The sequence below is a fragment of the Microbacterium keratanolyticum genome (assembly GCF_016907255.1).
Lineage (GTDB): Bacteria > Actinomycetota > Actinomycetes > Actinomycetales > Microbacteriaceae > Microbacterium > Microbacterium keratanolyticum.
Genome location: NZ_JAFBBQ010000001.1, coordinates 1,984,366 through 2,002,818, shown reverse-complemented (window position 1 = coordinate 2,002,818; position 18,453 = coordinate 1,984,366). Strand labels below are relative to the sequence as shown.

General features: G+C 68.0%; 20 protein-coding genes. 17 read left to right on the top strand and 3 right to left on the bottom strand.

Annotated features, from left to right (window positions below):
- Nucleotides 1-54: 54 nt before the first annotated feature.
- From JOD62_RS09605 to JOD62_RS09595, 3 genes are read left to right on the top strand one after another with little or no spacing between them, the layout of a single operon-like run.
- Nucleotides 55-1,344, top strand: coding sequence for a M18 family aminopeptidase (locus tag JOD62_RS09605; protein ID WP_204939073.1), 1,290 nt, complete (start codon nt 55-57; stop codon nt 1,342-1,344).
- Between the two features lie 57 nt (nt 1,345-1,401).
- Entirely contained in the window at nt 1,402-2,853 is a 1,452-nt protein-coding gene (locus JOD62_RS09600) for a purine-cytosine permease family protein (RefSeq protein WP_204939072.1), read from the top strand.
- Complete coding sequence (locus tag JOD62_RS09595) at nt 2,850-3,452, top strand: cysteine hydrolase family protein (protein ID WP_204939071.1); 603 nt, start codon at nt 2,850-2,852, stop codon at nt 3,450-3,452. Before JOD62_RS09600 ends, JOD62_RS09595 begins: the two co-directional genes overlap by 4 nt.
- A gap of 35 nt (nt 3,453-3,487) precedes the next feature.
- On the opposite strand, the gene JOD62_RS09590 is transcribed toward JOD62_RS09595, so the two are convergent.
- The gene (locus JOD62_RS09590) at nt 3,488-4,195 is read right to left on the bottom strand and encodes an MBL fold metallo-hydrolase (protein WP_204939070.1); all 708 of its coding nucleotides are present in this window, start codon (nt 4,193-4,195) and stop codon (nt 3,488-3,490) included.
- 95 nt (nt 4,196-4,290) lie between these two features.
- Between JOD62_RS09590 and JOD62_RS09585 the strand changes: the two genes are divergently transcribed.
- Nucleotides 4,291-4,830 carry a TetR/AcrR family transcriptional regulator gene (locus JOD62_RS09585; protein ID WP_204939069.1) on the top strand — a complete coding sequence of 180 codons (540 nt, stop codon included), beginning with the start codon at nt 4,291-4,293 and terminating at the stop codon, nt 4,828-4,830.
- Nucleotides 4,831-4,844: 14 nt separating this feature from the next.
- On the opposite strand, the gene JOD62_RS09580 is transcribed toward JOD62_RS09585, so the two are convergent.
- A complete protein-coding gene (locus tag JOD62_RS09580; RefSeq protein WP_271171499.1) occupies nt 4,845-5,567 on the bottom strand; it encodes a FadR/GntR family transcriptional regulator in 723 nt (240 codons plus the stop codon).
- Nucleotides 5,568-5,698: 131 nt separating this feature from the next.
- On the opposite strand from JOD62_RS09580, the gene JOD62_RS09575 reads away from it, so the two are divergent.
- The 10 genes from JOD62_RS09575 (at nt 5,699) to JOD62_RS09530 (ending at nt 16,422) form a co-directional block, all read left to right on the top strand.
- Nucleotides 5,699-7,300 carry an ABC transporter substrate-binding protein gene (locus JOD62_RS09575; RefSeq protein WP_204939068.1) on the top strand — a complete coding sequence of 534 codons (1,602 nt, stop codon included), beginning with the start codon at nt 5,699-5,701 and terminating at the stop codon, nt 7,298-7,300.
- Nucleotides 7,301-7,365: 65 nt separating this feature from the next.
- Complete coding sequence (locus JOD62_RS09570) at nt 7,366-8,322, top strand: ABC transporter permease (protein WP_271171498.1); 957 nt, start codon at nt 7,366-7,368, stop codon at nt 8,320-8,322.
- 1 nt (nt 8,323) lies between these two features.
- The gene (locus tag JOD62_RS09565; RefSeq protein WP_204939067.1) at nt 8,324-10,378 is read left to right on the top strand and encodes a dipeptide/oligopeptide/nickel ABC transporter permease/ATP-binding protein; all 2,055 of its coding nucleotides are present in this window, start codon (nt 8,324-8,326) and stop codon (nt 10,376-10,378) included.
- A complete protein-coding gene (locus JOD62_RS09560; protein ID WP_204939066.1) occupies nt 10,375-11,181 on the top strand; it encodes an ABC transporter ATP-binding protein in 807 nt (268 codons plus the stop codon). Before JOD62_RS09565 ends, JOD62_RS09560 begins: the two co-directional genes overlap by 4 nt.
- Nucleotides 11,182-11,200: 19 nt before the next feature.
- On the top strand, nt 11,201-12,148 hold the full coding sequence (locus tag JOD62_RS09555) for a dihydrodipicolinate synthase family protein (RefSeq protein ID WP_204939065.1): 948 nt from the start codon (nt 11,201-11,203) through the stop codon (nt 12,146-12,148).
- Nucleotides 12,148-13,107: an ROK family protein gene (locus JOD62_RS09550; protein WP_204939064.1), complete on the top strand. Its 960-nt coding sequence runs from the start codon at nt 12,148-12,150 to the stop codon at nt 13,105-13,107. Before JOD62_RS09555 ends, JOD62_RS09550 begins: the two co-directional genes overlap by 1 nt.
- Nucleotides 13,104-13,799 carry an N-acetylmannosamine-6-phosphate 2-epimerase gene (locus JOD62_RS09545; protein ID WP_204939063.1) on the top strand — a complete coding sequence of 232 codons (696 nt, stop codon included), beginning with the start codon at nt 13,104-13,106 and terminating at the stop codon, nt 13,797-13,799. The genes JOD62_RS09550 and JOD62_RS09545 overlap by 4 nt, the downstream gene beginning before the upstream one ends.
- Entirely contained in the window at nt 13,796-14,734 is a 939-nt protein-coding gene (locus JOD62_RS09540; RefSeq protein ID WP_204939062.1) for a DUF4862 family protein, read from the top strand. The genes JOD62_RS09545 and JOD62_RS09540 overlap by 4 nt, the downstream gene beginning before the upstream one ends.
- A gap of 72 nt (nt 14,735-14,806) precedes the next feature.
- Nucleotides 14,807-15,904, top strand: coding sequence for an alpha/beta hydrolase (locus JOD62_RS09535; RefSeq protein ID WP_204939061.1), 1,098 nt, complete (start codon nt 14,807-14,809; stop codon nt 15,902-15,904).
- A 29-nt stretch (nt 15,905-15,933) separates the two neighbouring features.
- Complete coding sequence (locus tag JOD62_RS09530; protein WP_204939060.1) at nt 15,934-16,422, top strand: DUF1877 family protein; 489 nt, start codon at nt 15,934-15,936, stop codon at nt 16,420-16,422.
- A gap of 9 nt (nt 16,423-16,431) precedes the next feature.
- Here the strand turns inward: JOD62_RS09530 and JOD62_RS09525 are convergent, their stop codons facing one another.
- The gene (locus tag JOD62_RS09525; RefSeq protein ID WP_204939059.1) at nt 16,432-16,659 is read right to left on the bottom strand and encodes an RNA-binding S4 domain-containing protein; all 228 of its coding nucleotides are present in this window, start codon (nt 16,657-16,659) and stop codon (nt 16,432-16,434) included.
- 80 nt (nt 16,660-16,739) lie between these two features.
- On the opposite strand from JOD62_RS09525, the gene JOD62_RS09520 reads away from it, so the two are divergent.
- Genes JOD62_RS09520 through JOD62_RS09510 form a run of 3 tightly spaced genes read left to right on the top strand, consistent with a single transcriptional unit; the run spans nt 16,740 to nt 18,441 of the window.
- The gene (locus JOD62_RS09520; RefSeq protein ID WP_204939058.1) at nt 16,740-17,720 is read left to right on the top strand and encodes a formylglycine-generating enzyme family protein; all 981 of its coding nucleotides are present in this window, start codon (nt 16,740-16,742) and stop codon (nt 17,718-17,720) included.
- 20 nt (nt 17,721-17,740) lie between these two features.
- Nucleotides 17,741-18,100: a YidH family protein gene (locus JOD62_RS09515; RefSeq protein WP_204939057.1), complete on the top strand. Its 360-nt coding sequence runs from the start codon at nt 17,741-17,743 to the stop codon at nt 18,098-18,100.
- Complete coding sequence (locus JOD62_RS09510; protein WP_204939056.1) at nt 18,100-18,441, top strand: DUF202 domain-containing protein; 342 nt, start codon at nt 18,100-18,102, stop codon at nt 18,439-18,441. The genes JOD62_RS09515 and JOD62_RS09510 overlap by 1 nt, the downstream gene beginning before the upstream one ends.
- Nucleotides 18,442-18,453 lie beyond the last annotated feature (12 nt).

Sequence of the window (18,453 nt, the reverse complement as noted above, 5' to 3'; positions counted from 1 at the left end):
CTCCGCCACCCTCGATACGATCGAAGGGTCTGCTCCCACAAGGAAGGCCGGTCGATGACCCCCACCCCCGCAGCCCTCAGCCACGCCGAAGACCTTGCGGACTTCGTCGCCGCATCGCCCTCGAGCTACCACGCCGCGGAAGAGGTCGCGCGCCGCCTCGAAGCCGCGGGCTTCGTCCGTCTCGACGAGACCGCAGAGTGGCCGACGCAGGTCGGTGGGCGCTTCGTGGTGGTTCGCGACGGTGCGGCGATCGCCTGGGCGGTGCCCGCGGATGCCACGGCGACGACCGGAACGCGTATCTTCGGCGCACACACGGACTCCCCCGGCTTCAAGCTCAAGCCGCAGCCGACGACCGGTCACAAGGGCTGGCTGCAGGCCGGTGTCGAGATCTACGGCGGCCCGCTCCTGAACTCGTGGCTCGATCGTGAGCTGCGCTTGGCCGGACGCCTCGCGATGGCCGACGGCAGCGTCGTGCTGGCCGCGACCGATGCGCTGCTGCGTCTGCCGCAGCTGGCGATCCACCTCGACCGCGGCGCGAACAACGGCCTCTCGCTCGACAAGCAGTTCGAGACGCAGCCGGTGTGGGGCCTCGGCGACCCGAGCGACGCCGACCTGCTGGCCGAGCTCGCGGATGCCGCAGGGGTGAACGCCGCAGACATCCGCGGTTTCGATGCGGTCGTGGCGGATGCCGCGCCGGGGGCCGTCTTCGGCAAAGATTCCGCGTTCTTCGCGAGCGGCCGCCTCGACGACCTGGCCTCCGTGCACGCGGGGGTCGTGGCCCTCGCCGAGCTCGCCGCCACGCCGATCACGGGCGATGTCATCCCCGTGCTGGCCGCGTTCGACCACGAAGAGCTCGGGTCCGCGTCGCGATCCGGTGCCGCCGGTCCCTTCCTCGAAGACATCCTCGAGCGCATCTACGCCGGCCTCGGCGCAGACATCTCCGAGAAGCACCGCGCCTACGCGGCATCCTGGTGCCTGTCGAGCGACGTGGGGCACTCCGTGCACCCGAACTACGCTGCGAAGCACGACCCGGTGGTGCAGCCGCTGCTCGGCTCAGGCCCGATCCTGAAGATCAACGCGAACCAGCGCTACGCCACCGACGCCGTCGGTGCTGCCGCGTGGGCGGAGTGGTGCGAGAGCGCGGGCGTCGCCTCACAGGAGTTCGTGTCGAACAACTCGGTTCCCTGTGGTTCGACGATCGGACCGATCACGGCGACGCGTCTGGGCATCCGCACGGTCGATGTGGGCATCCCGATCCTCTCGATGCACTCGGCCCGTGAGCTTGCCGGGGTGACCGACCTGCACGACCTCGCGCGGGTCGCGGAGGCGTTCTTCACGCGCTGACGCCGCAGACCGCGCAGATTCCCGCCCCGCGGGTCCCGCCGGTGCCAATATGGGCGTATGAGCGAAACCAGCACGACGACGTCGACTCTCATCGAGCGCGCCGGAATCGAGATCATCCCCGAGTCCGAGCGTACGGCGAAGCCGCGCGACCTGTTCTGGCCGTGGTTCGCGGCGAACGTCTCGGTGTTCGGCATGTCGTACGGATCCTTCGTGCTCGGTTTCGGCATCTCGTTCTGGCAGGCGACCCTCGTGTCGGTCATCGGCATCGTGGTCTCGTTCTTCCTCTGTGGGCTCATCGCGATCGCCGGAAAACGCGGTTCCGCTCCCACGATGGTGCTGTCGCGCGCCGCGTTCGGCGTGCACGGGCAGAAGATCCCGGGCATCGTCTCGTGGCTGACCTCGATCGGCTGGGAGACGTTCCTCGCGATCATGGCGGTGCTCGCCACAGCGACCGTCATCACGCAGCTGGGCGGCGACGGCGACAGTATCGTGCTCAAGATCATCGCGACGGTCATCGTGGCCGCGCTCATCGTCGCAGCCTCCGTGCTCGGCTATCACACGATCATGAAGATGCAGTCGGTCCTCACGTGGATCACCGGCGCGGTCACGATCCTCTACGTGATCCTCGCCGTGCCGCACATCGACTTCGCGGCGGTCCTCGCTCGCCCCGATGGAGGAATCGGCCAGGTCATCGGCGCGCTCGTCATGGTCATGACCGGCTTCGGTCTCGGCTGGATCAACATCGCCGCAGACTGGTCGCGGTATCAGAAGCGCACGGCATCGGATGCCGCGATCGTCGGCTGGAACACCTTCGGCGGCGCGATCGCCCCTGTCATCCTCGTCGTCTTCGGTCTGCTCCTCGCCGGCTCCGACCAGGAGCTCATGGACGCCGTCGGCGCCGACCCGATCGGCGCACTCGCGTCGATCCTGCCGGTCTGGGTGCTGGTGCCGTTCCTGCTCACCGCCGTCCTCGCACTCGTCTCCGGCGCGGTGCTCGGCATCTACTCCTCGGGCCTCACGCTCATCAGCCTCGGCATCCGCATCCCCCGTCCTTCGGCGGCGGCGATCGACGGCGTCATCCTGACGCTCGGCACGATCTACGTCGTGTTCTTCTCCGCTGACTTCCTCGGCCCGTTCCAGAGCTTCCTGATCACGCTCGGAGTGCCGCTCGCCTCCTGGGCGGGCATTCTGATCGCCGACATCCTGCGCCGCAGGAAGGCATACGACGAAGACGGGCTCTTCGACGCCAACGGCCGCTATGGCGCGTGGGACTGGACGTCCGTCGGCACCCTGGTCGTCGCCTCGATCATCGGCTGGGGCTTCGTCCTCAACGGCTTCGCGGACGCCGCCCCGTGGAACAACTGGCAGGGCTACTTCCTCGGCCTCGTGGGCGGTGCGGACGGCGACTGGGCCTACGCGAACCTCGGCGTCTTCTTCGCCCTGGTGCTCTCGTTCCTCGTGACGTACTTCGCCCGTGCGGCGAAGATCCGCGCACAGGAGAACGGATGACGAACCCGGTCGTCGAGAACGCGAAGAACCTCGCCGCATCCGAACCGACCACGCCGCAGCCGTGGCTCGTCGTGATCGACCCGCAGAACATCTTCGCGGCCCCGGATTCCGCGTGGGGCTCGCCCTTCTTCGCCGCGGCGATGCCTCAGATCACGCGGCTCGCCGAGGCCTTCGGTGAGCGCGTGCTCGTGACGCGATGGATGCCCACGGCGGATCGCTCAACGTCATGGGGGGCGTACTTCGCGGACTGGCCGTTCGCGGATCAGCCCGCGGATGACCCGCTGTTCTCGCTGGTGCCGGATGCTGCCGCGCTGAGCCCGCACCCGACTCTCGACCTTCCCACCTTCGGCAAGTGGGGGCCCGAGCTGGCGGCGATCGTCGGTCACGGCGCGCACGTCGTGCTGGCGGGTGTCAGCACCGACTGCTGCGTGATCTCCACTGCTCTCGCGGCAGCCGATGCCGGGGCGTACGTCACGGTCGCCGCCGATGCCTGCGCGGGATCGACCGCCGAGAATCACGCGGCCGCGCTCCACGTCATGGGCCTGTACCCACCGCAGATCACGATCAGCGACACCGCGAAGGTACTCGCGTCTCACTGACGCGCGCCGCGGGGTCGAACCCCGAGACCGTCGCGCTAGCGAGCACGAAGGGCATCGACGAGCACGGCCGGCGAGCCCTGCCAGGCCTCCCCGTGGCCCGGCAGCACCCACGATGCCGAGAGGTTCTTGAGGCGATCGAGGGATGCATCCGCGCCGGCGGGATCGTCCGTGAACGGCGCCGCCTGCGGCCCGAGCTCTCCGGTCAGCACGTGCCGCGTCGTGAGCGCATCTCCGACGAACAGCGCGTCCACCGCGGGGACGTGCACGGCGATGCTGCCCGGGGAATGCCCAGGAATGCCCACGATCACCGGGGAGCCGGGGAGATCCAGCACATCGCCGTCGGCGACGACGCTCATCTCCTGCACGTACTTCGCACGGAGACCTCCCTTGCCGAGGGCGTAGGTGAAGAACGACACGACGCCGGCAAGAGCCATCCGCTCGCCGCCCGTCTTCGGCTTCCTGCCCGTGCGGGCGCGCTCCTCGTCGGCCGCGTGAATGAACACGGGGACCCCGGCCTCCTGTCGCAGTCGTTCAGCGAATCCGATGTGGTCGGAGTCGCCGTGGGTCAGGATGACTCCGCGCACGTCGCTGAGCGAGCGCCCGATTGCGGCGAGTTCACTGTGCAGATCTTTCCAATGCCCCGGCAGCCCTGCGTCGATCAGGGTGACGCCCTCGGGCAGGTCGATCAGATAGGACGCGACGATGTCGTTGCCAAGGCGGTGCAGGTGCGGTGCGAGTTTCATCAGGAGCTTTCCGAGTGCGAGGAGATGACATAGCTACGTTAGTTAGCTATCATGGCTACTGTCAATAGCCATCGATGAAGAGCCGGAGCACGACGATGCCCACCCCCGACCGCACCTCACGGAGCGAAATCATCGCCGCTGGCCGCTTCCTCCTCGAGCGCGAAGGCCCGTCGGGGGTCACGATGCGAGCGGTCGCCGACCATGTGGGCGTCCGCGCCCCGTCGCTCTACAAGCGCATCGCCGATCGCGACGCCCTGCTCACCGCGATCGTCGAGGATGTCATCGACGACCTCGGATCGGCACTGAGCCCACACACGGGCGACCTGCGATCACTCGCCGTCGCCTTCCGCGGCTTTGGTCACGCGAACCCCGAGGGCTTTCGCCTGCTGTCCAGCCCACTGGCACCGCTTGATGCCCTCCAGCGCGCAGCGGCACCGGTGATCAGCAGCTGTGCCGCAAAGGTGGGCGAATCCGAAGCAGCTCTGCACGCCGCTCGCATGTTCACCGCCTGGGCCACCGGCTTCCTGTCGATGGAGATCGCGGGGGCCTTCCGGCTCGGGGGCGATGTCGACGCCGCCTTCGAGTACGCCCTCGCGCACATCATCGCGGGCATCACGGACAGCGAAACCGCGTAGCCCTGCCCGCCGAGTCAGCCCGCCTGAGCGAGAACCCGCTGCAGCGGCTGGTAATGCTCGATCACCGCGCGCCGATACGCATCGATGTCGCCGCTCCGCGCCGCGTCGAGCATGTCACCGTGCGCCTTGGCAGTGAGCTGGATGTCGGCAGGCGGAGCGATGCCGAGCTGCGGGAGGACCGCGGTGTGCACATCCCAGAACGCTCCGACGAGCTGCGTCGCGAGGTGATTGGACGCCTCCGCGAACAGCTTCGTGTGGAAGGCGCGATCCGCGTCGAGGAAGTTCTCACCGCGGCCGGCGTTGTCGACCATCTCGTCGACGAGGGCCGCCAGCTCGTTCAGATCATCTGCGCTCGCAGCGCTGACGGCAGCGACGACACGGTCAGCCATGGCGAGGTCGAGGGCGAGGCGCACCTCGACGACCTCACGCAGTGCGTTGAGAGACCCCTCGGGCGCGAGAACGCCGCGGAAGACGAGCGCCTCCACCATGGGATCCAGCGACATGGCGCCGACATAGGTGCCGTGGCCATGGCGCACATCGACGATGTCCAACGTGGAGAGCGTACGGATCGCTTCGCGGACAGAGGAACGAGACACCTCGAGGATGTCGCAGAGCTCAGCCTCCGTCGGCAGCGGATCGCCCGGGCGGAGCCCGCGCGTAAGGATCAACTGCTTGATCTGATCCGCCGTCGTGGATCGACGCATGCGGGCCTGACGCCCCGGTCCCGTGGTTCTCACGAAATCTCGCTCCTGTATCGATGTGCTTGGCATGATCATCCCACTCTTGTGAATTCTTGATCCACATGTTTATATTACGTCAGACATCTGATGTCTTCAAGAAGTTCTCCCCACACCCAACTGGAGTACACATGTACCGCAACACTTCCCGCCGAGGCGCGGGACGTATCGCGATCGCGCTGGCTGGCACCGTTGCCGCCGCGGTCGCACTTGCCGGCTGTGGCGCACCCGCCGCCGAGAAGCCTGCCGACGGTGGCAGCGCAGCAGCAGAAATCGACAAAGACGCCATCATCGAAGCGGGTATCTCCTACTCGCTGAGCGGCAGCTTCGACCCGATGCTCGCCTCGGGCGCTGTCACGCAGGCCGTCAACTGGCACGTCTTCGAAGGTCTGGTCGACCTCGACCCCGTGACCCGCGAGCCCTACGCCGCACTGGCCGCCGAAATGCCCGAGAAGATCGACGACACCACCTACGAGGTCACCCTCCGCGACGGCGCCGTCTTCCACAACGGCGACCCGGTGACCTCCGAAGACGTCGTCTACAGCTACGAGCGCGTCCTCGACCCGGCGAACAACAGTCTGTTCACGAGCTTCATCGACTTCGTCGACACCGTCACCGCCGTTGACGAAGACACCGTGCGCATCACCACCGACTACCCGTTCTCGCTCGTCAACGAGCGCCTCGGCGTCGTCAAGATCGTCCCCAAGGCCGTCGTCGAGGCAGGAGCTGAGGCCTTCGGCTCGCAGCCGATCGGCACCGGCCCGTACTCGCTCGTCTCGGCTGTTCCTGACGACAAGATCGTCTTCGAGCGCTTCGACGACTACACCGGTCCGCGCCCCGCGCTCGCAGCCGGCATGAACTGGAACCTGCTCTCGGATGCCGCAGCTCGCGTCACGGCGCTGTCGAGCGGCACCATCCAGGCCATGGAAGACGTGCCCTACATCGACGTCGACGGCCTCGCCGCGACCGCAGATGTCGAGAGCGTGCAGTCCTTCGGCCTGCTCTTCATGATGTTCAACACGAAGATGGCCCCCTTCGACGACGTGCGTGTGCGCCAGGCGCTCTTCTACGCACTGGACATGGAGAAGATCCTCGGCACCGGCCTGCTCGGCAACGCTGAGGCAGCCACGTCGTTCCTCCCGAAGTCGCACCCGAACTACAACGAGGCATCGACGGTCTACACCTACGACCCGAAGAAGGCTGAAGCGCTGCTGAAGGAAGCGGGCGTCGACGGCATGGACCTCACGCTTCTCACGACCGACACCGGCTGGGTGCGCGAGGTTGCTCCGCTCATCAAGGAGTCGCTGGATGCTGTCGGCATCAACACCACGCTCGACATCGGCCAGTCCGGTGCGCAGTACACGAAGGTCGACGCCGGTGACTACCAGGTCATGGTCGCCCCCGGTGACCCCTCGGTCTTCGGCAACGACCCCGACGTGCTGATGCGCTGGTGGTACGGCGACAACGTGTGGCCCAACACCCGCTACAACTGGGCAGACAGCGCCGAGTACGCAGAGCTGACCTCCCTGATGGACGCCGCGGTTCGCGAGACCGGCGACGCACAGCAGAAGTCGTGGAACGAGGCATTCGACCTCCTCTCCGACGAGGTTCCGCTGTACCCGCTGTTCCACCGCAAGCTGCCCACCGGCTGGGACGCTGACAGCCTTGTCGGCTTCGCTCCGGTTCCGACCACGGGACTCTCGTTCCTGGACGTCGGCGTAGCCGCCAAGTAGTCCCCTGCCGGGGGCGCGGATCCCTGTCCGCGCCCCCGGCTTCCTCCCCAGGAAGGCCCGACCTCGTGTCCAACACGCTCAGCCTCATCGGACGCAGACTCCTGCAGCTGCCTCTGATGATCCTCGGCATCACGTTCCTCGTGTTCGTCGTGATGTCGTTCTCGCCGGTCGACCCGGCACTCACCGCGCTCGGCGAAGGCGCATCGCTGGAGAGCCGCGAGGCGTACCGCGAAGCCCACGGTCTCAATGATCCGCTGCTGGTGCGCTACTTCAGCTTCCTCCTCGGCCTGCTCCAGGGAGATCTCGGAACCTACTCTGCCCGTCAGCTCCCCGTGATCGACGAGGTCGCCCGCGCGTTCCCGATCACCCTCCAGCTCACGTTCCTCGGCCTGATCATCGCCGTCATCGGCGCCGCCATCCTCGGCATCGTGGCCGCTGTCTACCGTGACCGCTGGCCCGACCAGGTCATCCGCATCGTCTCGATCGCGTCGCTGTCGACGCCTTCGTTCTGGCTTGCGATCCTGCTCATCCAGCTGGTGACCCTGCAGCTGGGGCTGCTCCCCTCCTCCGGCAAGCTCCCTGAATTCAGCGAAGATCCCGCCGGCTGGCTCGCCCGAATGACGCTGCCCGCTCTCGCCCTCGCCGTCCCCGTGATCGGCCAGCTCTCGCGCGTCGTCCGCACCGCCATGGTCGAGGAACTCGATCGCGACTACGTGCGCACCGCGCTCGGCTTCGGCATCCCCCGCCGCGTCGTCGTCGGCCGCAACGTGCTGCGCAACGCCCTGATCACCCCCGTGACGGTGCTGGGTCTGCGCGTCGGCTACCTGCTCGGCGGCGCCGTCGTGATCGAGATCATCTTCGCCCTCCCGGGCATGGGAACGCTGATCCTCAACGGCGTCACCAACAACGAACCCAACCTCGTGCAGGGCGTGACGCTCGCGGTCGCGATGGCCTTCGTGGTCATCAACATCATCGTCGACCTCCTGTACGTCCTCATCAACCCCCGAATCCGGTCGGTGTGACATGCGACGCAAACTGACAGAACGCCTCTCCGTCCCGGGCCTGCGCCTGGGTGGACTCAGCATCAGCGCGAAGGTCGGCCTCGCCGTCGTCGCACTGATCGCCCTGGCCGCGATCTTCGCGCCGCTGATCAGCCCCTACGACCCGCTCGCCTCCGGCGCGCCCGTGCAGCCCCCAAGCCCCGAGCACTGGTTCGGGACCGACCGCCAGGGTCGCGACATCCTGTCTCGCCTGCTGTTCGGCGCCCGCTACTCGCTCGTGATCGGCCTGGGCGCGACCCTCGTCGCCCTCGCCGCCGCCGCGGTGCTCGGCACGATCGCAGCGACCGCTCCCAAGTGGATCTCCGAGACCGTGATGCGCGTGCTCGACATCGTGATGTCGTTCCCCGGCATCGCCCTCGCCGCCGTCTTCGTGGCCGTCTTCGGGCAGTCCCTGCCGGTGCTCGTGCTCACGATCGCCTTCCTGTACACGCCGCAGCTGACGCGTGTGGTGCGTGCGAACATCCTCGACCAGTACGGCGAGGACTACGTCTCCGCCGTCCGAGTGATGGGCGCATCCACGCCGCGCATCATCATCAAGCACGTCGTGCGCAACTCGATCGCCCCCGTGCTGGTTTTCACGACGGTGCTGGTCGCAGATGCGATCGTCTTCGAGGCATCGCTGTCGTTCATCCAAGCCGGTGTTCCGGACCCGGAGCCCTCGTGGGGCAACGTGATCGCCGCCGGTCGCAACCTCGTGATGAGCGGCGCCTGGTGGGCGACGTTCTTCCCGGGTCTGCTGATCCTGCTCACGGTGCTCGCCCTGAACATCCTCTCGGAGAGCATGACGGACGCGATGGTCTCCCCGCGTGCACGTCGGGTGACGGCGGATGCGGCCAACACGGAAGAGTCCACGCACGACCTCGAGACCGCGATGGCGGGCCCCGACGCGACGAACGTGATCACCACGATCGACACGAGCGTCAACGTCACCGTTCCCGACGGCGTGCGCGACATCCTCGTGCCGCAGACCTCGACGGTTCCGCTCGAGGAGCGTCTCGCGCAGCTGCGTGAGCGCGAGCTGCAGCGCACTGACCGCATGGTCTACACGGGTGACGCCGCACCGCTGCTCGAGGTCCAGGACCTGTCGATCGCGTTCCCGCGTCACGGCGATGTGAACGTCGTCGACCATGTCAGCTTCACGGTGCGCCCCGGCGAGACCATGTCGCTCGTGGGCGAGTCCGGCTGCGGAAAGTCGATCACCTCGCTCGCGATCATGGGCCTGCTGGACCCGAAGGCCAAGGTCACCGGCCGCATCCTCTACGACGGCAAGGATCTGCTCACGATGTCGGCGAGCGAGCGCAACGCGCTGCGCGGCCACGACATCGCGATGATCTACCAGGACGCACTCAGCTCCCTGAACCCGGCCATGCTCATCCGCTCGCAGATGAAGCAGCTCACCTCGCGCGGCGGCACCCGCACCGCAGAGGAACTGCTGGAGCTCGTGGGCCTCGACCCGAAGCGCACGCTCGCGTCGTACCCGCACGAACTCTCCGGCGGACAGCGCCAGCGCGTCCTGATCGCCATGGCGCTCACCCGCAATCCGCGACTGGTCATCGCCGACGAGCCCACCACAGCGCTCGACGTGACAGTGCAGGCGCAGGTCGTCGAACTGCTCATGCGTCTGCAGCGCGAGCTCGGCTTCGCGATGATCTTCGTCTCGCACGACCTGGCACTCGTCGCCGAGCTGACCCACCGCATCACCGTGATGTACGCGGGGCAGGTCGTCGAGCAGGGCACGACCCGAGAGGTGCTCACCCAGCCCGTCCACGAGTACACGCAGGGCCTGCTGGGCGCCGTGCTGTCGATCGAGGCAGGCTCTGACCGCCTGCACCAGGTCACCGGCGTCGTCCCGTCGCCGCGGGACTTCCCGGAGGGTGACCGCTTCGCGCCGCGCTCCTCGAACCCCGCGCGCTACCGCGGTGTCACCCCGGTGCGCCGCCAGATCGAGGGCACTGAACACTATTACTCCGCGCATCCCGACGATGCGCCCGTCGAAGCGATCGGGGCCGGACGATGAGCGATGCAGTCATCGAGCTGAAGGATGTGCACGTCCGCTACAAGACGCGCAACTCGTCCCTGTTCCAGCGCAACTACGTCGACGCGCTCGCCGGTGTCTCCCTCACCGTGAAGCGGGGACAGACGCTCGGCATCGTGGGCGAGTCCGGCTCGGGTAAGTCCACGTCGGCGAAGGTCCTGATCGGCCTTGAGCAGCCCACGAGCGGCGAGGTCGTCTTCGACGGCGAATCCGTGCGGTCCTTCACGCCGTCGGTGCGCAAGCGTCTCGGGCGCATCCTCTCGGTCGTGTTCCAGGACCCCGCCACGGCGCTCAATGCCCGCATGACGGTGCGCGATGCTCTCATCGACCCGATGCAGGTGCACCACCTCGGCACACCGGCGAGCCGCCAGCGCAAGGTGCGCGACCTCATCGGAATGGTCGGGCTGCCGGCATCCGCTCTGGATGCGCTGCCCGGTCAGCTCTCCGGCGGTCAGCGCCAGCGTGTGGCGATCGCCCGCGCCCTGGTGCTGGATCCGCAGGTGATCATCGCCGATGAGCCCACCTCCGCCCTCGATGTGTCGGTGCGTGCGCAGATCCTCAACCTGCTCACCGACCTCAAGGAGCAGCTGGGTCTCGGCATGGTGTTCATCTCGCACGACATCCAGACGGTGCGCTACCTGTCGGATGAGATCGCCGTCATGAACAAGGGTCGCGTCGTCGAGTTCGGCGACGCAGCCCAGGTCTTCGACAACCCCTCCGACGAGTACACGCGCACCCTGCTGGGCGCCGCGCCCTCGCTGCTTGAACCTCACACTTCGCTCTAGAGATCACACAGGAAAGAAAATGACTGCCACCTCTGCCCCCGTCTTCACCGGGGTTGTCCCTCCCGTCGCCACTCCCCTGCTCCCCAGCGGCGAGATCGACCACGCATCGCTGGAGCGCCTGGTCGACTACCTCATCACCGCGGGAGTGAAGGGCCTGTTCGCGCTGGGCTCGACGGGTGAGACCGCGTACTTCACCGACGCACAGCGTCTGGAGATCCTCGCCACGATCAAGAGCGCAGCCGCCGGCCGCGCGCCGATCATCGCCGGTGCGATCGACCTCACCTCGGCACGCACGGCTGCGCTCGCACGCCAGCTCGTCGCCGCAGGCGCAGACGCAGTCGTCACCACGACGCCGCTCTACACGCTGAACTCCGTGGCCGAGCACGCTGCGCATTTCCGCACCATCGCCGCCGCGATCGATGCGCCGCTCTGGGCCTACGACATCCCGGTGCGCGTGCACTCCAAGCTGAGCCTCGACCTGCTCATGGAGCTCGCACTCGACGGTACGATTCACGGTGTGAAGGACTCCTCGGGTGACGACGTGGGCTTCCGCCGCCTCCTCGCCGCCAACAACGCCGCCGGACACCCGCTGCAGCTGCTGACCGGCCACGAGATGGTGGTCGACGCGATGGCGCTCGCGGGCGCCGACGGCGTGGTTCCCGGTCTCGCGAACGTCGAGGCCGAAGGCTACGTGCGTCTGTGGGATGCCGCAGAGCGCGGCGACTGGGATGCTGCGCGCACCGAGCAGGAGCGCATCAACAGCATCTTCGACATCGTGTTCCAGCCCAAGGGCCTCTCAGGCGACGCCACGGGTGTCGGCGCGTTCAAGGCGGCGATGCACGCACGCGGCATCATCGACCACGCGACGATGGCTGCCGGCGTGCAGTCGCTCGACGCGAACGCTGTGGAGAAGATCCGCGGCATCCTCGCCGCACACGAGCTGCTTCCTGCGGGCGTCAGCGCCTGATGACTGACGTCGTCCTGGCTGTCGATATCGGCGGCACGAAGACCGCTGCCGCGCTCGCTGGCCGCGACGATGTTCCGCTGTTCACCATGACCGCCCCGACCCCTGCGCTGCAGGGGCCGGCGGCGGTCGTGGCGACGGTGATCTCCCTCGCCGAACAGCTCCTCGCTGATGCCGACGGCGCGCGCCTGCGTGCCGTCGGCATCGGCACGGCAGGCGTCGTGGATGCGGCACACGGCCGCATCGTCTCTTCGACCGACACCTTCACCGACTGGCCAGGCACGCCCCTGGCCGATCTCGTACGCGCGGGGCTCTCGGTCCATCTGAATGGCGACTCCCCCGTCGCCGTGCAGAACGACGTCGACGCACATGCCGCCGGAGAGTTCCGTCACGGCGCTGCATCGGGCGCGCGCAGCGCCCTCATCGTCGCCGTCGGCACGGGCGTCGGCTCCGGACTCATCCTCGACGGGCGAGCCGTGCGCGGTGCGCACCACGTCGCTGGCGAGATCGCGCACGTCCCCACTCCCGGTGCCGAGCATCTGCGCTGTCCCTGCGGTCGCCTGGGCCACCTGGAGGCCATCGGCTCCGGCATCGGCATGCACGCGCACTACCTCGCCATCGGCGGGTCTCCTGAGATCCGCGATGCCCGCGGGATCGCCGCCGCTGCGGCATCCGGTGATGCCCTCTCCCTCCGCGCGATGCGGGAATCCGCCGCCGCCGTCGGCCGCGCGCTGGCAGGAGCAGCCACGCTGCTCGATCCCGAGCGCATCGTGATCACCGGCGGCGTGCCGCACATCGGCGACGCCTGGTGGCAGCCGATGGAGCAGGCCTTCCGCGCCGAGGTCATCGACGCCCTGCAGACAATCCCCCTTCTTCCCGGTGCTCTCGGCAACGACGCACCGCTGCGCGGCGCGGCCGCATCCGCCTGGGATGCTGTCGACGCCGGAGAGGTCACCCCATGAGATTCACCCCCGCCGAGATCGTCGACCGCCTGCGCGGCGGCCTCACTGTGTCCTGCCAGGCCTACCCCGGCGAAGCGATGCGCGACCCGCGCACCATGGCACAGGTCGCCCAGGCTGCGATCGTGGGCGGTGCCGCCGCGATCCGCGTGCAGGGCATCGCCGACATCCGCGCCGTGTCCGAACTCCCTGTGCCGATCATCGGACTCTGGAAGGACGGTGACGACGAGGTGTTCATCACTCCGACGGCGGAGCACGCCCGCGCCGTCGCCGACGCCGGCGCCGACATCGTGGCGATCGACGGCACCCGTCGCCCGCGTCCCGACGGACTGACGCTCACCGAGACGATCGCGCAGATCCGCGCGCACAGCGATGTGCTCATCATGGCCGACTGCGGTTCGCTCGACGACGCGATCGCCGCCGAAGCAGCGGGAGCCGACATCCTCGGCACGACGCTCTCGGGCTACACCGGCGAGCGCCCGAAGACCGAGGGCCCTGACCTTGAGCTGATCGCCCAGTTCGCGGAGCACTGCTCGCGCCCGATCGTCGCGGAGGGCCGTGTGCACAGCCCGGCACAGGCGGCGGCAGCGCTCGCGGCCGGCGCCGATTCGGTATGCGTGGGCACAGCGATCACCCACCCGTCGACGATCACCTCGTGGTTCGTCGCCGCCATCGCCAAGGAAGCGAACGAATGAGTACGCCCATCCTCCTGAGCTCGTACCCACTCTCTCCGGCACACGCGCAGTGGGATCCGACTCTGGAAGCCGAACTGCTTCCCGCGCTGTTCGCACTGCCGGGCGTCACCGGTCTTGAGGTTCCCTGGGTCGACGGGCTGCATCCGCACGACGAGGCGTGGTTCCTTGCCCACGTCCCCGCCGGCGCGCAGCTCGCGCTGACGGCGATTCCGTGGGTCATGAAGAGCTGCGCCGCAGACGCCTCCTACGGCATCGCCTCCCCTGACGAGACCGGTCGCGCGAAGGCTCTCACCGATCTGCGCCGCGTGGCGGCCGATGTCGCGCGCGTCCGCGCGGAGAGCGCGGCATCCGTCGCGATCGTGACGCTGCACAGCGCCCCGCAGAACGCTGCGGCCTACGGGCAGGACAGCATCGACGCGCTCGCACGCTCCCTCGCCGAGATCGGCAGCTGGGACTGGTCGGGAGCACAGCTGGTCATCGAGCACTGCGACGCGTTCGTCGCGGGGCGGGCCGGTGAGAAGCGCTTCCTCTCGATGGCCGCCGAGCTCGAAGCGATCGAGGCATCGAAGGCTCCCGTCGGCATGTGGATCAACTGGGGCCGCTCCGCGATCGAGCTGCAGGATGCCGATGCGGTGACCGCACAGATCGCGGATGCGGCCGCGAGCGGCCACCTCGCAGGGCTGGCGTTCTCCGGAGCATCTGCCGTCTCCGGGGCCTACGGCCCGGCCTGGCTCGACGCGCATCTGCCGATCGCCGAGACGTTCCCCGAATCAGAGTCTCTGCTCGACGCAGCGCACGTGTCGGCTGCTCTCGCCGCGGCGGGCGATGTGCCCTGGCTCTCGGTCAAGGTGGCACGACGCCCCGACGACGTCACCGTGGATGCGATCGTGACGACGGCGGAGCGCAACCTCGCGGTCGTCCACGCCGCCCGCTGAGCCGTCGCCCCCGGAATACTGGTGCTGGCCTCACCGACGCCTCTCCTGCCACACTGAGTGCGAGGAGGGACGATGACCAACCCCGCAGACACCGCCCAGCACGATGAGTCCACGGCTCCCCCGGCGTCGACGACATCGAAGAAGCGGCACCGTCCGTGGCATCGCACCCGCATCACGATCGGCGTGATCCTCGCGGTCGGCGTGATCGTGGCTCTGGTCGGATCGATCACGTCCTGGCCGTCCGCGATGCTCATCCGCGCGGTATTCACACAGGGCGGTGAGGCGACGGCGGCCGAGATGAAACGGCACGTCCCCGACACGCCCGTCACGGCGACGCGCGACATCGCCTACGGCTCCGACGGACTCACCGGCGATGACGATACGACGATGGATGTCTTCACCCCGGCCTCCGCCACGGAGCCGCTCCCGACCGTGGTGTGGATCCACGGTGGTGCCTGGATCTCCGGATCGAAGGAAGACGTCGATCCGTACATGCAGATCCTCGCCGGCGAGGGCTACACGATGATCGCCGTGGACTACACGCGCGGGCCCGAGGGCGTCTATCCCCTCGCCGTTCACCAGATCAACGAGGCGCTCGCCTACATCGTCGACAACGCCGACGACCTGGGCGTCGATCCCTCGCAGATCGTGCTTGCCGGAGATTCCGCTGGCGCACAGCTCGCGAGCCAGGTCGCAACGATCGTCACGAACCCCGACTATGCCGCTCTGATGGACATGACGCCCGCGCTCACGTCATCCCAGCTCGTCGCCACCGTTCTCAACTGCGGCGTCTACGACCTCTCGGCTCTCGCGGCACTCGACGGCATCCTGGGTTGGGGGCTGAAGACGTCGATGTGGGCGTACAGCGGCACGAAGAACTGGGCGGTGGGCTCCACCGGCGCGATGATGTCGACGATCGACTTCGTGAACGAGGACTTCCCCACGACCTACATCTCCGGTGGAAACGGCGACGGACTCACCTGGCTGCAGTCGATCCCGATGGCCCAGCGCCTGGATGCGCTCGGCGTCGATCTGACGACGCAGTTCTGGCCCGCCGATCACGAACCTGCACTGCCGCACGAGTACCAGTTCCACCTCGACATGCCGGATGCGCAGACCGCGTTGCAGAAGACCATCGACTTCCTGAACGCTCACACCACGCAGCCATAGAGCCGCGGCGTCCGCGCTATCTTGTCCCCATGGAACTCGGATTGCACATGCGGCTGACGGCGGAACAGGCAGCGGCGGTCCTCGCCTGCACGGGCGACGATGAGGCTCTGGGAGCGGCGCTGTCGGCTCTGGAAGAGAACGAAGAGGTGTACTCGCGCGCGTGTGAGACCGACAAGGCGTGGGATCCGATCCACTGCGCGATCGCGCCCGAGGGCGATGAGGCCGCCTGGCCCGCCCGCGGCGTGATCGGCGGCGCTCGAAAGCTGCAGGAGGATGACGACGAATCCTGGGTGACGCACCTCGATCCGGCTGAGGTCGCGGAGGTCGCCGAGTACCTCGCGGTGCTCAGCGACGAGGAGTTCTCGCGCGCCTATGCCGTCATGCCGGAAGAGCTTCGCAACCCCGAGTACGGCCCCGATGAGGAGGGGTACGCGCTCGGTTGGCTCGCCGGTGTGCGCACGTTCTTCGCGGATGCGGCATCAGCGAAGGAGCACGTCGTCTTCTCCGTGGGCTTCTGACCCGTCCGGTCAGGGGCGCACGCGCGCGGAACGACCTTCGAAGCTGACGATGTCGCCGTCGTGCAGCTGCCGTCCGCGGCGGCGATCGGCTTCGCCGTTCACCAGCACATAGCCGTCGATGATGGCCTCTTTCGCGTCGCCGCCGGAGTCGATCAGTCCTGCGAACTTCAGGAACTGCCCGAGGCGAATGACATCGCCCCCGATGGAGACGTCGTCGATCTGCTCTTCGCTGGCCATCTCAGAATCGTAGCTCTCCTGTGGAGCGCCCGGTCCCGCGGAATCTCCCTCCCGGGAGCCTCTCGGTAGAATCGTTTCCGATGACTGAACCGATTGAGGGCGAGGGCTGCGGCCCCCACTGCGCCTGCGGCGCGCCCGGACGCGAACAGTTCCTCACCCTGCAGCCCCGCCCGGCAGAAGCAGCCCCGGTCCCGCAGGCAGGCAGCACCCACTCGATCGAGCAGGTGCAGATCCCCGCAGGCACGTTCCTCATGGGCGACTCGTCCGGCGACCGCAACCCCGGTGACGGCGAGACCCCACTGCACGAGGTCGCGATCGACGCCTTCTCGATCGATGCGACCTCCGTCACGAACGACGCCTTCGCCGCCTTCGTGGCGGCGACCGGCTACCGCACGGAGGCCGAGACGTTCGGATTCTCCGCTGTCTTCCACCTCGCACTCGCTGCTCCGCAGGAAGACATCCTCGGCCAGCCCCCGGGAACGCCATGGTGGCTCGGCGTACGGGGCGCTGACTGGGCACATCCCGGCGGCAGCGAATCATCGATCGAAGGACTCGGTGACCACCCGGTCGTGCACGTGAGCTGGAACGATGCGATGGCCTACTGCGAGTGGGCAGGCCGCCGTCTGCCCACGGAGGCCGAGTGGGAGTACGCCTCCCGCGGCGGACTGCACGCCGCCAAGTATCCGTGGGGCGACGCAGAGGTCGACGACGGCGGATGGCGAGTCAACATCTGGCAGGGAACCTTCCCCCGCGAGAACACGCTCGACGACGGCTTCCTCACCACGGCCCCCGTGCGCACCTTCGAGCCCAACGGCTACGGCCTGTGGCAGACCGTCGGCAACGTGTGGGAGTGGTGCGCTGACTGGTACGACCCCACGTACTATGAGCGTTCCGAATCCGCGAACCCGACAGGCGCAGCATCCGGAACCTCCCGCGTCCTGCGCGGCGGCAGCTTCCTCTGCCACATCTCCTACTGCAACCGCTACCGCAACTCGGCGCGCTCGCAGAACACCCCCGATTCCTCGATGGGCAACGCCGGTTTCCGTACCGTCGCGCTCTGAGGACCACCGATGGGAGACCTATGTCTGACCGCCGATTCCCGCAGGCCGTCTACCGTCACGGCACCGAGCCCGACGCCCGCTTCACCTTCGCGAACGAGCGCACGTTCCTCGCGTGGACCCGCACCGCGCTCGCGTTGATCGCCGGTGGCGTCGCCCTCGAACTGCTTGGGCTCGATCTGCAGCCCGACCTGAAGTTCGCGGCTTCTCTCGTGCTGATCATCGCCGGCATCATCACCCCGGCGCTTGCGTGGATCGGGTGGATCCGCAGCGAGAAGGCGATGCGCCTGAACACTCCCCTGCCGGCGTCGCTGCTCGCCCCCGCCGTGGGCATCGCCGTCACCGTCGCAGGCATCCTGATCGTCATCGCGACTCTGCTCTGATGGCTCTCTACGACGTCGGCCTGCAGCCTGAGCGCACCGAGCTCGCCTGGCGCCGGACGGCTCTCGCCATCGCGGTGGGGTCGCTCGTGAGCATGCGGATCCTTCCGGTCATGCTCGACTCGGCGCTGTGGATCATCGCCGGGGTCATCGGGCTCATCGTCTCCGCGCTGCTGTGGGTTGCCGCACGAGCGCGCTACCGGGCAGCGTATCGGGCGCTGGAACCGGTGGAGGATGCCTCTCGACTGCCCGATGCGCGGTTGCTGCTCGTGAGCGTGCTGTTCTCGGTCGCTGTCGGCGCCGTCGCCCTCTTCGCGGTGGTTTCGGCGGCAGCGGGGCGCTGATCTCCGGAGCGA

What these genes read in the sequence shown, in the direction of transcription:
- JOD62_RS09575 (WP_204939068.1), top strand. Translation starts at nt 5,699, where the DNA reads ATGTACCGCAACACTTCCCGCCGAGGCGCGGGACGTATCGCGATCGCG.
- JOD62_RS09530 (WP_204939060.1), top strand. Translation starts at nt 15,934, where the DNA reads ATGGAACTCGGATTGCACATGCGGCTGACGGCGGAACAGGCAGCGGCG.
- JOD62_RS09545 (WP_204939063.1), top strand. Translation starts at nt 13,104, where the DNA reads ATGAGATTCACCCCCGCCGAGATCGTCGACCGCCTGCGCGGCGGCCTC.
- JOD62_RS09605 (WP_204939073.1), top strand. Translation starts at nt 55, where the DNA reads ATGACCCCCACCCCCGCAGCCCTCAGCCACGCCGAAGACCTTGCGGAC.
- JOD62_RS09585 (WP_204939069.1), top strand. Translation starts at nt 4,291, where the DNA reads ATGCCCACCCCCGACCGCACCTCACGGAGCGAAATCATCGCCGCTGGC.
- JOD62_RS09600 (WP_204939072.1), top strand. Translation starts at nt 1,402, where the DNA reads ATGAGCGAAACCAGCACGACGACGTCGACTCTCATCGAGCGCGCCGGA.
- JOD62_RS09565 (WP_204939067.1), top strand. Translation starts at nt 8,324, where the DNA reads ATGCGACGCAAACTGACAGAACGCCTCTCCGTCCCGGGCCTGCGCCTG.
- JOD62_RS09510 (WP_204939056.1), top strand. Translation starts at nt 18,100, where the DNA reads ATGGCTCTCTACGACGTCGGCCTGCAGCCTGAGCGCACCGAGCTCGCC.
- JOD62_RS09560 (WP_204939066.1), top strand. Translation starts at nt 10,375, where the DNA reads ATGAGCGATGCAGTCATCGAGCTGAAGGATGTGCACGTCCGCTACAAG.
- JOD62_RS09555 (WP_204939065.1), top strand. Translation starts at nt 11,201, where the DNA reads ATGACTGCCACCTCTGCCCCCGTCTTCACCGGGGTTGTCCCTCCCGTC.
- JOD62_RS09535 (WP_204939061.1), top strand. Translation starts at nt 14,807, where the DNA reads ATGACCAACCCCGCAGACACCGCCCAGCACGATGAGTCCACGGCTCCC.
- JOD62_RS09590 (WP_204939070.1), bottom strand. Translation starts at nt 4,195, where the DNA reads ATGAAACTCGCACCGCACCTGCACCGCCTTGGCAACGACATCGTCGCG.
- JOD62_RS09550 (WP_204939064.1), top strand. Translation starts at nt 12,148, where the DNA reads ATGACTGACGTCGTCCTGGCTGTCGATATCGGCGGCACGAAGACCGCT.
- JOD62_RS09515 (WP_204939057.1), top strand. Translation starts at nt 17,741, where the DNA reads ATGTCTGACCGCCGATTCCCGCAGGCCGTCTACCGTCACGGCACCGAG.
- JOD62_RS09520 (WP_204939058.1), top strand. Translation starts at nt 16,740, where the DNA reads ATGACTGAACCGATTGAGGGCGAGGGCTGCGGCCCCCACTGCGCCTGC.
- JOD62_RS09540 (WP_204939062.1), top strand. Translation starts at nt 13,796, where the DNA reads ATGAGTACGCCCATCCTCCTGAGCTCGTACCCACTCTCTCCGGCACAC.
- JOD62_RS09525 (WP_204939059.1), bottom strand. Translation starts at nt 16,659, where the DNA reads ATGGCCAGCGAAGAGCAGATCGACGACGTCTCCATCGGGGGCGATGTC.
- JOD62_RS09595 (WP_204939071.1), top strand. Translation starts at nt 2,850, where the DNA reads ATGACGAACCCGGTCGTCGAGAACGCGAAGAACCTCGCCGCATCCGAA.